The sequence below is a fragment of the Ralstonia sp. A12 genome (assembly GCF_000801955.1).
Lineage (GTDB): Bacteria > Pseudomonadota > Gammaproteobacteria > Burkholderiales > Burkholderiaceae > Ralstonia.
This window is the reverse complement of the sequence record NZ_JSZO01000007.1, coordinates 57140-69587: the sequence shown is the minus strand read 5'-3', so window position 1 is coordinate 69587 and position 12448 is coordinate 57140. Positions and strand designations below refer to the sequence as shown.

At 64.7% G+C, this 12448-nt stretch carries 12 protein-coding genes and 1 tRNA gene; 7 read left to right on the top strand and 6 right to left on the bottom strand.

Going from position 1 to position 12448, the window contains the following annotated elements; translation table 11 throughout:
* Window positions 1-62: 62 nt before the first annotated feature.
* The 4 genes from PI87_RS10400 to PI87_RS10385 all read left to right on the top strand — a co-directional run bounded on the left by PI87_RS10400 (window position 63) and on the right by PI87_RS10385 (window position 5382).
* Entirely contained in the window at window positions 63-1568 is a 1506-nt protein-coding gene (locus PI87_RS10400; RefSeq protein ID WP_039597636.1) for an NAD-dependent succinate-semialdehyde dehydrogenase, read from the top strand.
* A gap of 199 nt (window positions 1569-1767) precedes the next feature.
* Window positions 1768-3822 (top strand): acetoacetate--CoA ligase, encoded by a 2055-nt coding sequence (locus PI87_RS10395; RefSeq protein ID WP_039597635.1) that lies wholly within the window; start codon window positions 1768-1770, stop codon window positions 3820-3822.
* A gap of 129 nt (window positions 3823-3951) precedes the next feature.
* Entirely contained in the window at window positions 3952-4698 is a 747-nt protein-coding gene (locus PI87_RS10390) for a hypothetical protein (RefSeq protein WP_039597634.1), read from the top strand.
* 87 nt (window positions 4699-4785) lie between these two features.
* Window positions 4786-5382 carry a ParB-like protein gene (locus PI87_RS10385; RefSeq protein ID WP_039597633.1) on the top strand — a complete coding sequence of 199 codons (597 nt, stop codon included), beginning with the start codon at window positions 4786-4788 and terminating at the stop codon, window positions 5380-5382.
* A gap of 55 nt (window positions 5383-5437) precedes the next feature.
* Here the strand turns inward: PI87_RS10385 and PI87_RS10380 are convergent, their stop codons facing one another.
* Together PI87_RS10380 and PI87_RS10375 are read right to left on the bottom strand one after the other, a co-directional pair.
* A complete protein-coding gene (locus PI87_RS10380; protein WP_039597632.1) occupies window positions 5438-6643 on the bottom strand; it encodes an aromatic amino acid transaminase in 1206 nt (401 codons plus the stop codon).
* 31 nt (window positions 6644-6674) lie between these two features.
* Window positions 6675-7601, bottom strand: coding sequence for a DMT family transporter (locus PI87_RS10375; RefSeq protein WP_198139544.1), 927 nt, complete (start codon window positions 7599-7601; stop codon window positions 6675-6677).
* Window positions 7602-7720: 119 nt separating this feature from the next.
* Between PI87_RS10375 and PI87_RS10370 the strand changes: the two genes are divergently transcribed.
* From PI87_RS10370 to trmB, 3 genes are all read left to right on the top strand, one after another.
* Complete coding sequence (locus PI87_RS10370; protein ID WP_052321479.1) at window positions 7721-8227, top strand: Lrp/AsnC family transcriptional regulator; 507 nt, start codon at window positions 7721-7723, stop codon at window positions 8225-8227.
* Between the two features lie 119 nt (window positions 8228-8346).
* A tRNA-Gly gene (locus PI87_RS10365) sits at window positions 8347-8420 on the top strand.
* A gap of 77 nt (window positions 8421-8497) precedes the next feature.
* The gene (gene trmB / locus PI87_RS10360; RefSeq protein ID WP_039597631.1) at window positions 8498-9271 is read left to right on the top strand and encodes a tRNA (guanosine(46)-N7)-methyltransferase TrmB; all 774 of its coding nucleotides are present in this window, start codon (window positions 8498-8500) and stop codon (window positions 9269-9271) included.
* An 18-nt stretch (window positions 9272-9289) separates the two neighbouring features.
* On the opposite strand, the gene PI87_RS10355 is transcribed toward trmB, so the two are convergent.
* The 4 genes from PI87_RS10355 to PI87_RS10340 all read right to left on the bottom strand — a co-directional run bounded on the left by PI87_RS10355 (window position 9290) and on the right by PI87_RS10340 (window position 12328).
* Entirely contained in the window at window positions 9290-10402 is a 1113-nt protein-coding gene (locus PI87_RS10355) for an NADH:flavin oxidoreductase/NADH oxidase (RefSeq protein ID WP_039597630.1), read from the bottom strand.
* Between the two features lie 114 nt (window positions 10403-10516).
* A complete protein-coding gene (locus PI87_RS10350) occupies window positions 10517-11398 on the bottom strand; it encodes an undecaprenyl-diphosphate phosphatase (protein WP_039597629.1) in 882 nt (293 codons plus the stop codon).
* A 72-nt stretch (window positions 11399-11470) separates the two neighbouring features.
* Window positions 11471-12064 carry a DUF1439 domain-containing protein gene (locus tag PI87_RS10345; protein WP_039597628.1) on the bottom strand — a complete coding sequence of 198 codons (594 nt, stop codon included), beginning with the start codon at window positions 12062-12064 and terminating at the stop codon, window positions 11471-11473.
* A gap of 6 nt (window positions 12065-12070) precedes the next feature.
* Entirely contained in the window at window positions 12071-12328 is a 258-nt protein-coding gene (locus tag PI87_RS10340; protein WP_084209929.1) for a YkgJ family cysteine cluster protein, read from the bottom strand.
* Between the last annotated feature and the right edge of the window lie 120 nt (window positions 12329-12448).

Genomic DNA, 12448 nt, shown 5'->3' with positions numbered 1-12448 from the left:
AGCGACTGCTGCATCTAAAAGGCGGGCCTGTCGGTCCGCCTTGCTTCCTTCCGGAGACCGCCATGTCCGAAGCATTCGATCCGACCGCCGCCAACGCGCTTGGCCGCATCAAAGACCGCACCCTCGTCAAAACGCAGTCCTACGTGGACGGCGCCTGGGTAGGCGCAGCGGACGCCGCGACCTTCCCCGTCTACGACCCCGCCACCAACGCCCACCTGACCGACGTCGCCAACCTGGGCCACGCAGAAACGCTGCGCGCCATCGACGCCGCCAACGCGGCTTGGCCGGCCTGGCGTGAACTGACCGGCAAGGACCGCGCGACCATCCTGCGTCGCTGGTTCGACCTGCTGATCGCCAACGCCGACGACCTCGCGGCGCTAATGACCGCCGAGCAGGGCAAGCCGCTGGCCGAAGCCAAGGGCGAAATCATCTACGGTGCGTCCTTCATCGAATGGTTTGCCGAGGAAGCCAAGCGCGTCTCCGGCGATGTCATGGCCAGCACCTGGCGCGACAAGCGCATGGTCGTACTCAAGCAGCCGGTGGGCGTGTGTGCCTCCATCACGCCGTGGAACTTCCCGCTGGCGATGATCACCCGCAAAGTCGCGCCGGCATTGGCTGCAGGCTGCACGATCGTTATCAAGCCGGCCGAGCAGACGCCGCTCTCCGCACTGGCGATGGCTGAGCTGGCGCACCGCGCGGGCATTCCCAAGGGCGTGATCAACGTGGTGACGGGCGATGCCGACCGCTCGATCGCCATCGGCCGCGCCCTGTGCGAATCGCCGATCGTGCGACATCTGTCGTTCACGGGTTCGACGCCGGTGGGCCGCATCCTGATGCAGCAGTGCTCGCCGACGGTGAAGAAGGTGGCGCTGGAGTTGGGCGGCCATGCGCCGTTCATCGTGTTTGACGACGCCGACATCGATGCCGCCGTGGAAGGCGCGGTGCAATCGAAGTACCGCAACGCGGGCCAGACCTGCGTATGTACGAACCGCTTCTATGTGCATGCCTCGGTGTACGACGCGTTTGTCGAGAAGCTCTCGGCCAAGGTGCGCGGCATCAAGGTCGGCAACGGTTTTGATACCGGCGTGGTGCAAGGCCCGCTGATCGACGATCAGGCCGTGGAGAAGGTGCAGCGCCATATCAACGACGCGACGCAAAAGGGCGCGCGCCTGACCGCCGGCGGCAAGCTGATGCAGGGCTTCGGCTCGCAGCGCTTTGTTGAGCCCACCGTGCTGGCCGACGCCACCCCCGACATGCTGATCGCGCGCGAAGAGACCTTCGGCCCGGTCTCCGCCATCTTCAAGTTTGAAGACGAAGCGGAAGTCGTGCGTCTGGCCAACGACACCGAATTCGGCCTCGCCTCCTACTTCTTCAGTCGCGACATCGGCCGCATCTGGCGTGTGGCCGAGCAGCTTGAGTACGGCATGGTCGGCATCAACACCGGGTTGATCTCGAACGAGGTGGCGCCGTTTGGCGGCATCAAGCAATCGGGCCTGGGCCGCGAAGGCTCCGTCTACGGTATCGACGAGTATCTTGAACTCAAGTACCTGTGCATGGGCGGCATCTAAACCTGCCCACGGTCCTACTGCGCGCCCCGATCTTGGCTCTGCGATGCTCACCGTACCCATGTACGGTTGCGCTTCTCAAGCCAACCTCGGGCCGCTCGCTACGGACCGTGAGCAGGTTTTAATCCGTCACCACCCCATCGGCCGACCCGCCATCTAGAGCGAGCGGCCTTCCCCCTTGCCCATCTGGCGGAGGAGACACATGAGCACCATCCAGGAAGGCGCCCTGCTGTGGATGCCCTCGACTGATTTCATTGCGCGTTCGCGCCTGACCCACTACCTCGACTGGCTCGCGCGCGAGCGCGGCCTGCGCTTTTCGGCCACCACGCCCGAGGGCTATGCCCAACTCTGGGACTGGTCCACCACCGAACTCGAAGCGTTCTGGACCTCCGTGTGGGACTACCTCGACCTGCGCGCCTCGACACCCTTCACGCGGATGCTGGGCGACCGCACCATGCCCGGCGCGCAATGGCTAGTCGGCGCCAAGCTGAACTACGTCGATCAGGTCATGCGCCACGTGGAAGAAGGCGGCAGCCCCGATCGCACCGCCATTCGCTACGCGAGCGAAACCAAACCCCTGGCGGACCTCTCGTGGCGCGAGTTGCGCCAGCGCGTCGCCTCATTGGCCGATGCGCTGCGCAAGATGGGCGTGATGCCCGGCGACCGCGTGGCCGCGTATCTGTCGAACACGCCGGACGCCATCGTCGCCTTCCTCGCCACGGCCAGCGTAGGGGCCATCTGGTCGGTCTGCGCGCCCGACATGGGCCAGGTGGCCGTGACCGACCGCTTCCGTCAGATCGAGCCCAAGGTGCTCATCGCCGTGGACGGCTATCACTACGGCGGCCGCGTGTTTGACCGCTCCGACGTGATCGCAGAGATGGTCGCCGCGCTGCCGACGGTCGAACACCTCGTGCTCGTGCCGCAACTGCTTGGCGACATCAACCGCGCACGCTTCCCGCAAGCCCAGGACTGGCGCGATCTGACGGCGAACGACGTGCCGCTCGTCGTGACACCCGTGGCGGCCGATCACCCGCTGTGGATTCTCTATTCGTCCGGCACCACCGGCATGCCCAAGCCCATCGTGCATGGCCACGGCGGCCTGCTGCTGGTGCAGACGATGATGGGCGCGCTGCATCTCGACCTCGGCCCCGACGACGTCTACCACTGGTACAGCAGCACCGGCTGGGTTATGTGGAACTCGCAGGCGAGCGGCCTGCTGGGCGGCGTCACGCTCGCGATCTACGACGGCAACCCCGGCACGCCCGATCTCAACACGCTGTGGCGCTTCGCACAGGACGCAGGCGTGACGTTCTTCGGCGCGGGCGCGGCGTTCTTCGCCAACTGCCTGAAGGCCGGCATCGAGCCTGGGCGGGATTTCGACTTATCGAAGCTGCGCGCGGTCGGCTCGACCGGCTCGCCGCTCTCTGCCGAGGCCTACGACTGGATCTATCGCCACGTCAAAGCCGACGTCTGGCTCAACCCGATCTCGGGCGGCACCGATTTTGCCGGCTGCTTCGTAGGCGGCGTCGCCACCCTCCCCGTCTATGCCGGCGAGATGCAGTGCCGCAATCTCGGCTCCCGCGTGGAAGCGCTGGACGAGGCCGGCAAACCCCTCATCGACGCCGTGGGCGAGCTGGTCTGCACCGCGCCCATCCCATCGATGCCGCTGTTCTTCTGGGGCGACACCGACGGCAGCCGCTACCGCGACAGCTACTTCGACATGTACCCCGGCCAGTGGCGCCATGGCGACTGGATCAAGATCACCCCGCGCGGCGGCGCCATCATCTATGGCCGATCCGATGCCACCATCAACCGCCATGGCATCCGCATGGGCACAGCCGAGTTGTATCGCGTGGTGGAAGACCTGCCCGAAGTGCTCGACAGCCTGGTCGTTGACCTGGAATTCCTTGGGCGCGAGTCATTCATGCCGCTGTTTGTCGTGCTGCGGGACGGCGCTGTGCTGGATGACACGCTGCGCAATACGATCAACGCACGCATCAAGGCGGGGCTGTCGGCGAGACATGTGCCCAACGTGGTCGTACAGGCCCCAGGCGTGCCGCGCACGCTGTCAGGCAAGAAAATGGAGGTGCCGATCAAGAAATTGCTGCTGGGCGCCCCGCCCGAGCGCATCGCCAATCCTGACGCAATGGCCAATCCGGACGTGCTGGCGTGGTATGCAAGCTACGCCCGCACGCTGGCCGCACAAAGCAGCACGCCGGGAGAAACCGCGCCAGCACTGGAATCCTGGCGGAGCTAGACCAATCGTTCGCCCCAGGTTTAACAATCTCCGCCAATCGTACGATGGCACCGCTCGAAAGTGCTGACTAACGTACAGCTTGCACCGGCACATCAAGATGCCGGGCTGGCTGTTTAACGGGGAGTCACCATGCTTGCTACGACGAGCGTCCTGATCAAGACGGAGGATGGGCGCGAGGCTTTGGCCGCACGCCGTCACGACATGCAGATGCGCCAGCGCCATCTGCTGATCCTCATTGACGGCGCCCGCACCGTCGGGCAATTGCACCAGTTGCTGGGCGACTGGTCCGACCTGGATGAACTGCTCGTCGGGCTGCAACTGGCCGGTATGGTCGACGTACTGCCCGGTGTTGCGCGGGAACACATGCCCGCCCCGGCAACCCCCGTTGACGCCTTCGACCCCATCGCCTACTTCAACCGCCCGCTGCTGGACGATGAATCCAATCGGGAACACGGTGCCCTGTCGTCCATATCCCCCATCTACGACGAACTACCGCCGCTGACCGGCATGACGCTCGGCCTGCAGACGGTGGCTGCGCCGGTTGACGTACCAGCGGCCAACGAGCCGCGCCTCGTGCCTATTGAACCACCCGAGGCACCGCGCGCACCCACCCCAGCCGTACAGACGCCCGTCGCGCCCGAGCTGGCCGACGTGCTGCCCAACGTGGTCAAGGTGGAATTGATGCGCTTGGCGGTCATCCACTTCGGTTCAGCCGCCGGGGCTGCCATGCCGCTGCTGCGCGCGTGCCAGGAAGACACGGAATCGTTGTGCCACGTGATCGCCGCCTGCGCCAAGGCCGCCACCCCCATGGCCGGCGAACTTGCTGCGGCAAGGTTCGTCGATGCGGCCATGCAGGCGATGGCACGGCGGCGATAGGCGTAGTTCGGCTTCCTCGGTGTTGGCCCTTGCTATGCTGCTAAATACCCAGCATCGCTCATCGGCAACCCCAGTAGAGGAAGCACCATGCCCAAGATTCACGAATCGTCCATCCACGACCTGCGCCCCACGCAACTCACCGTGGGCATGATCGAGGTTCAGGACAAGAAGAAGCACCTGATGTCGCTTGCGCCGAAAGACCAGCAGACATTCATGCAGGCGCACCCGATTCCGGCCGTACTCGGGCCGGGCGGCAAGCTGTACATCACGGATCACCATCATCTCGGGCGCGCGGCGTTGGAAGCCGGCGTGAGCGTCGGGTATTTCGAGGTCGAGGCCGATCTGTCGGATCACGCCATCGACGATTTCTGGAAAGCGATGGACAAAAGCTGCTGGGTCCATCCCCTCGACGAGCATGGCGTGCGGCACTACTACGCTTGCGTGCCTGACTGCCTGGAGAAGCTGATCGACGACCCCTATCGGTCGCTCGCCGGGTACGTGCGCAATGCGGGCGGTTATGAGAAGACGCCCACCGCTTTTGCCGAGTTCGTGTGGGCGGATTTCTTCCGCCGCGCCATTCCCGTTGAAGATTTGCAGAGCGATTTCCTGACCGCCGTGCAGAACGCGGTAGCGCTAGCGCATAGCAAACTGGCAAGTGGATTGCCGGGATTCAAGGCGAAGTAAGACGACCCGCGCATATGACCCTCGCGGCCTCCATATCACCCCGGCTATCCGTCTCTCAGGCCAGCGCGTACGCCATGTCTGACGCCACGGCGACCAGCGCGCCAGCCACCCGGTCGACCTGCTCCGGCGCCAGTCCCGCGATATTGATACGGCCGCCCTGGGTGCCATAGATGGCGTGCTCCGCACGCAGGCGCTCCATGGCGTCGGCGTCCAGCGGCAGCATGGAGAACATGCCCTTGTGCCGCGACAGGTTCTGCAGCGCGGCGGGCGCCCCCAGGCTGGCCAATGCGTCGTCAAGCCGGCGCCGATTGCCGACGATGCGCTCGCGCATGTGCTCCAACTCGTCGCGCCAGCAGGCCGTCAGCGTTGCATCGGCAAGGATGGCAGCCACGATGGCAGCGCCGTGCTCCGGCGGCATCGAATAGTTGGTGCGCGTGATGCGCTCCAGCACACCACCGACCGGCTGCAGAGTCGCCTTGGTCTTGCCGATCACCATCGCGGCGCCGGTACGCTCGCAGTACAGGCCCATGCTCTTGGAGCAGCTTGCCGCCACCAGCACCGTGTCCAGCGCATCGACGAGTAAACGCAGGCCCGCGGTGTCCTGTTCCAGGCCGTCGGCCAACCCCAGATAAGCCATGTCGACGAGCGGTATCAAACCCTGCTTCGCACAACGCTCCGCCACGGCCTGCCAGACCTCGATGTCCATATCGATGCCGGTCGGATTGTGGCAACAGCCGTGCAGCAGCACGATGTCGCCTGCGCGCGCGGCAGCAAGGTCCGCGAGAACCGCGTCGGCGTCGAGCACACCGTCTTCAGCACGCCAGCGGTAGCGTTCGACGGCAAGACCTGCCGCACGCATGATGGGCACGTGATTGACGTAGCCAGGGTCCGACACCCAAACGCGCACGCTGGGCGACGCCACGGCGATGAAGTCGGCCAACAATCGCAGCGCGCCAGTGCCGCCCACGGTCTGCATCGTGTACTGGCGCGCCAGGCGTCCTGCATCATGTCCGAGGAGCAGCGCTGCCAGACCGGCATTGAAATCGATATTGCCGGCCAACCCTCGGTAGGCCTTGGAGGTACCGGCCGCAGCCAGACGCTCCTCTGCAATCTTCACAGCAGCCATGACGGGCGTCCGTCCGGTGTCATCGCGGTAGACACCGACCACGAGATCGACCTTGTTGGGCCGAGGGTCAGCGCGGAATGCGGCGGTCAGCCCCCACAACGGGTCCGGTGCAACGGTGGCAAGGGTCGCGAGCATGTGTGTTCTCCGGAAGATCAATGCGATGGGCTTATGCGCGGTTTGCCAGGATCACGCCAGCGGTGATCACGGCAATGCCGCACGCAATGGTCAGGGTCAGCGATTCACCGAGCAACGGCACGGCCCCGAGGCACGCCAACGCCGGCGCCAACGAGCCGATCGCGGAACAGCGCGGCGTATCCAGATGCCGGATTGCCAGCGCATACGAGACGCTGGAAATCACGCCCACCCCCAGGCCCTGGGCCAGCAGGAATGGCATGGCGCTGGCGATGGTGAACTGTCCGATATGGCTGTCGACCACACCCAGCCCCACCAGCAGTGCGGTCAGCAGGAAGGAAGGCACGCTCAGCAGCAGCGCACAGCCGATGGCGTCAAGCCCGGCACGACGCAGCCCCAGTGTGTAGCTGCCCCACAGCAGGCTGGCCAGCAACAGCATCGCTGCTCCGCCGACAAAGGCGCCTTGCGATCCGTGCGATTGCGACACCAGCAACAGCAGCACACCCGCAAGAATGATCCCGATCGCCCGCGCCCGTGCCGCACCGATGCGCTGACCGTCCAGCGCATAGGCGACCAGCGCCACTGACAGCGGCGTGGTACCCGCGATCAGCGCAGCCACGTGGGCCGCGGATGTCGCCTTGCCGCCGGCAGAGGCCATGAAGAAGAACGGCACGCCACCACCCACCAGCACCATCAGCGCACTGAGCGGCTTCACGCGGCGCAGCATCGGCCAGCGTGACGGCAGGAACGGCAACAACAGCAAGGTCGGCAAGCCGAACCGGATGAGCGCCACGTCTGCCGGCGCCAGCGGCGAAGCGCCAATCGCGCGGATCGACAGGGCGAACCCCGCCCAGATCAGCACCGTCAGCACCATCGCCGCATACCCGATCAGCGGACTGGTCTGCATGGCGCCCAGCCCAGCCTGACCACCCGCGCCCACCGTCAATGTCGAACCACGCATTCCGCCCATCCCCGATTTCAGAATGGAGACAGAATGCCTCAGCACAAAAAGTAGTATCTTGCAATTTCCGCCAATGCTGCGACTAGCTTTGGCAGAACCTGCCACTTTTAGAAAATCACATGGATAAGAAGGACAGGCAGATCATTGCCGCCTTGCAGAAGGAGGGCCGCTTGACCAACCAGGAGCTGTCGGAGCGGGTCAACCTATCGCCCTCGCCCTGCCTGCGCCGGCTGCGGCTGCTGGAAGAAGCGGGGGTGATCCGTGGCTATACGGCCATCGTCGATGAAGAGGCATACGGCCTGCCGGTGACGGCGTTTGTCCATATTCGCCTGCAGCAGCACTCGCGGGAGGTGGTCACGACGTTCGAGAACCGAATCCGCGCCATCGATGCGATCCTCGACTGCTATGTGCTGACCGGCGAAGCGGATTACCTGCTGCGCGTGCTGGTGGAAAGCCTGCAGGACTACGAGCATTTCGTGCGCAGCCAGCTACATGCCATTCCGGGCATCGCCGCCATTGACACGAGCTTCGCCTATGGGGTGGTCAAGCGTTCGACCGTATTCCCGGCGTGGGATGAAAACCGGAGGAGCGCGGGGCGCCGTCGTGAAAAGCCGTCGGGCCAATAGCTCGGGCGGGGTATCTGGTGACGCCGACGTGAGAAGTGCAAATCAATCCACTTTTCGAACCAATATCCGCCCCCATCGCTTGCCCAACTTCCGAAATCCCGCATAAAATGCTGGGCTACGCGGGCGTCGTATAATGGTAATACCCTAGCTTCCCAAGCTAGAGCCGTGGGTTCGATTCCCATCGCCCGCTCCACCGAACACAGTCTGAAGCCGCCCTCGGCGGCTTTTTTGTTGCCCGCCGCTCAGTGCGGCACACGGCACGGGATCTTCATGCAGCCCATCGAACAGCCGGGCACCGGCCCCGCCGACACCACGCCGGAATCGCAAGACATCAACGCCGCCGAAGACGCTGAAAGCGGCGCGGAAACCGGCCACCCGCGCCGCATCCGCTCCTTCGTGCGCCGTGCCGGCCGCACGTCTACCGGCCAGCAGCGCGCCATCGATGAACTCGGCCCGCGCTTCCAACTGCCCTACGCCGCCGCGCCGCTCGACTGGGAGGCCGCCTTCGGCCGCACCGGTGCGAAGCGCATCTTCGAAATCGGCTTCGGCATGGGCGAGACGACTGCGCACATCGCGCAACTGCGTCCGGACGACGATTTCCTGGGCGTGGAAGTGCACGAGCCGGGCGTGGGTGCACTACTCAAGCTGATCGGCGAACGCGAGATCGGCAACATCCGCATCTGTTCGCACGATGCGGTGGAAGTGCTGGCGCAGATGATTCCGGAAGGCACGCTGGATGGCATTCACGTGTTCTTCCCGGACCCGTGGCACAAGAAGCGCCACAACAAGCGACGCCTGATCCAGGGCCCGTTCGTGGCGCGCCTGGCAGCGCACCTGAAGCCGGGCGGCTATCTGCACTGCGCGACGGACTGGGAGGAATACGCCCATCAGATGCTGGAAGTGCTGTCCGCCGAGCCGCAGCTCGAAAACACCGCTGATGGCTTCGCGCCGCGCCCCGACTATCGCCCCGTCACCAAGTTCGAGAAGCGCGGCCTGCGCCTCGGGCACGGCGTGTGGGATATGGTCTTCCGCAAGCGCGGTTAACCACCCCTTACGCGCAGATCACCGCGCGCCGAAATGCGTCTCGCCGAAGAGGTTCTTGGCGTGACGAGGAAAGGCGCGCCAGTACTGCGGCGGTGCCTTGACGGTGGCGCCCAGTTCAGCCGCAGCAGCCCACGCCCAGTGCGGGTTGTAGAGGAACGCGCGGCCAACTGCGACCAGGTCCGCACGCCCATCCGCAACGATGGCCTCTGCCTCGTGCGCCTCGTTGATGAGGCCGACGGCAATAGTCGGCACTTCGGCCTCACGGCGGATCTTCTCGGCAAACGGCACCTGATAGCCCGTCGACAGTGGAATCTGCTGCAGCGGCGACACGCCGCCTGACGACGCATCGATCCAGTCGCAACCGCGCGCACGCAGCGCCTGCGCAAACACCACCGAATCTTCCGGCGTCCAGCCACCCTCCACCCAATCGGTCGCCGACACGCGCACGCCCACCGGAATGTTGTCCGGCACCACAGCGCGCACGGCCTCGAAAATCTCCAGCGGATAACGCATGCGGTTCTCGCGCGAGCCACCATATGCATCGGTGCGCTGATTGGCAATCGGCGAGAGGAATTCATGCAGCAGATAGCCGTGCGCAGCATGCAGCTCGATCGCCGCCAAACCCAGACGCACAGCACGGCGCGCGGTGGCGACAAACTGCTCACGCACGCGAGCGAGATCGGCGTCGGTCATCTCACGCGGGGCGCGTTCTTCGGGGCGTTGCGACACAGCGGAAGGCGCCATCGTTTCCCAACCACCGGCGTCGAGCGGCAGCAGCGCACCACCCTCCCACGGCCGGGCGCTCGACGCCTTGCGGCCAGCGTGCGCGATCTGCATGCCAATCGGCACCAGCGCGTTCTGGCGAATGGCCGCGAGCGTGCTGGCCAGCGCCGCTTCGGTGGTGTCATCCCACAAACCCAGGCAGCCGTTGGTGATGCGCCCTTCCGGCGACACAGCGGTCGCCTCGATCATCAACAGGCCTGCCCCCGAAAGCGATAGACCACCCAGATGCGTGTGATGCCACGCCGTGGCCTGGCCGTGGTCGGCCGAGTACTGGCACATCGGCGAGATGACGATGCGGTTCTCAAGCGTGAGACCGCGCAGGGGAAAAGGCTGGAAAAGTGCACTCATGATCGGGCGACCGGCAGACAGCGGCTGGCGAAAGAAACCGCCAGTGTGTCCGAATCCGCCCGATCGTGCAGACAGCGCGAAGACCCGCGCCAAGGAAGGGAAATGCGCGCCGGCTTAGGCCTGCCAGGCGATGAGGTGCGTGTAGGCCGTCACCAGCACGATGACGCCGAAGATGATCCGGTACCACGCAAAGCCGCGGAAATCATGCGTCGCAATGAACTTCAGCAGCCAACGCACGCAGAAGAACGCCGAGATGAACGCGGCCACAAAGCCCACCGCGAAGATCGACAGATCGTCCGCCGACAGCAGCGCACGCGACTTGTACAGCTCGTACACCGTCGCCCCAAAGATCACGGGAATCGCCAGGAAAAACGAGAACTCGGTCGCCACCTTACGCGACAGGCCGAACAGCAGGCCGCCGATGATGGTCGAGCCCGAACGCGACGTGCCCGGAATCAGCGCAAAGCACTGCGCAAAGCCCACCTTGATGGCATCGGAGATGCGCAAATCGTCCAGCGTCTCGATGCGCGGCGCGCCAGCCTTGGCGGCCTCGAGCAGCGCATTGGCGCGCGGGTCGTGCGTCTCACCGCGATGGCGCTCACGCCATTCGGCCCACAGGATCACAAAGCCGCCGATGATGAACGCCGATGCCACCACGATCGGGTTGAACAGATGCGCCTTGATCGCCTTGCCGAAAATCAGCGCCAGCGTGATCGCGGGAATCGTTGCCACGATCACGTTGATGGCGAAACGCTGTTGGCGCGGGTCATTGGGCAGGCCCTTCACCACCTCGATGATCTTGTGGCGGAACTCCCAGCACACCGCCAGGATGGCGCCGAACTGGATCACGATCTCGAAGATCTTGCCCTTCTCGTCATTGAAATCGAGCAGTTGGCCCGCGAGGATCAGATGGCCAGTGCTGGAGATGGGAAGGAACTCGGTCAGACCTTCGACGATACCGAGAATCAGCGCTTTGATGGCGAGTGCAATGTCCATGCAGTCAGCAGAGGTGGAGAAGAGGAGGAGAAAAACGAGGCGCCGGGCGTGCGATGTACGCTACCAAATGCATCAAGGCCGCTTGGCCTGAACGTGCACGCCTTCGGGCAAAACCGTGATTGTACCGGGCTCTACAGCAATGCCGGCCACTTTCAGCTGCTCCGGCTTGAAGGTGTAGACCGCGTAGTCATTGAGCAATTGCCCCGCGATCAACGAGCCGATCGCGCTGATCTGCTGGCCCAATCCGCCAGGCACGTTCTGCAGATCGAAGCGGTCGACGCTCGGTTGATCCAGACGGATCGAACGCGAGGGCGAGTCGTAGTGCAAGCCACTGGAAATGGCCAGCGGCCCGGTCAGCGGTTGGCGCAGCAGGCCGCTTTCCACACTCGCGTCAGCCTGGATGGCGATGCGGTTGCGCGCGGGGTCCAGCGAAATCTGCGGGTTGGTCAACGTGACATCGAAGAAACCGAGAACGCGCCGCTGGAACGGAAACTTGCGTGCCAGCGCTTCCTGCATCTGGCCGCGCGAGAAGGTGTAGCCGCTACCCGTCCAACCGGTCGGCATGCAGGCGACCAGCACGACGGCAACGGTCGCCGCGACAGCGGCTGCGCCGGCCCACCAGCGCAGCCGGGTCGATCGGACAGAAGAATTTGTGGAATCAGTCATGGAAGATCAATGCGCCGCAGTGGCGATTTCGAGTCGGGCCAGGAACTGCATGGCGTGCACCGCCGTGGCGCCGCACATGTCGGGTTCGGGCTGCAGGCTGCCGCATACCGCCGGGCGCTCCGGGTGGCCGAAGATGCGGCAGCGGTTGGCGTCATCCAACTGTGCGCAGCGTGTGCCCGCCGGCTTACCGTTGGGCATGCCGGGAATCGGGCTGGAGATGGAAGGCGCGATGCAACACGCGCCGCAGTGGGGTCGGCAATCCATGGCCGTCCTCATCAACGAAATGGCTTGGAGAGCCGCTATTGTGCACCAGCACATTCGAGGCCCAGTCTGATTGACTGGTTCCGATGTTGCTTGACCCACCCTCGCGCCATGCGTACATTA

Coding starts and splice junctions, on each gene's coding strand:
- PI87_RS10375 (WP_198139544.1), bottom strand. CDS start 7,601: ATGCGTGGTTCGACATTGACGGTGGGCGCGGGTGGTCAGGCTGGGCTG.
- trmB (WP_039597631.1), top strand. CDS start 8,498: ATGCAGCCCATCGAACAGCCGGGCACCGGCCCCGCCGACACCACGCCG.
- PI87_RS10340 (WP_084209929.1), bottom strand. CDS start 12,328: ATGGATTGCCGACCCCACTGCGGCGCGTGTTGCATCGCGCCTTCCATC.
- PI87_RS10370 (WP_052321479.1), top strand. CDS start 7,721: ATGGATAAGAAGGACAGGCAGATCATTGCCGCCTTGCAGAAGGAGGGC.
- PI87_RS10380 (WP_039597632.1), bottom strand. CDS start 6,643: ATGCTCGCGACCCTTGCCACCGTTGCACCGGACCCGTTGTGGGGGCTG.
- PI87_RS10350 (WP_039597629.1), bottom strand. CDS start 11,398: ATGGACATTGCACTCGCCATCAAAGCGCTGATTCTCGGTATCGTCGAA.
- PI87_RS10345 (WP_039597628.1), bottom strand. CDS start 12,064: ATGACTGATTCCACAAATTCTTCTGTCCGATCGACCCGGCTGCGCTGG.
- PI87_RS10400 (WP_039597636.1), top strand. CDS start 63: ATGTCCGAAGCATTCGATCCGACCGCCGCCAACGCGCTTGGCCGCATC.
- PI87_RS10385 (WP_039597633.1), top strand. CDS start 4,786: ATGCCCAAGATTCACGAATCGTCCATCCACGACCTGCGCCCCACGCAA.
- PI87_RS10390 (WP_039597634.1), top strand. CDS start 3,952: ATGCTTGCTACGACGAGCGTCCTGATCAAGACGGAGGATGGGCGCGAG.
- PI87_RS10395 (WP_039597635.1), top strand. CDS start 1,768: ATGAGCACCATCCAGGAAGGCGCCCTGCTGTGGATGCCCTCGACTGAT.
- PI87_RS10355 (WP_039597630.1), bottom strand. CDS start 10,402: ATGAGTGCACTTTTCCAGCCTTTTCCCCTGCGCGGTCTCACGCTTGAG.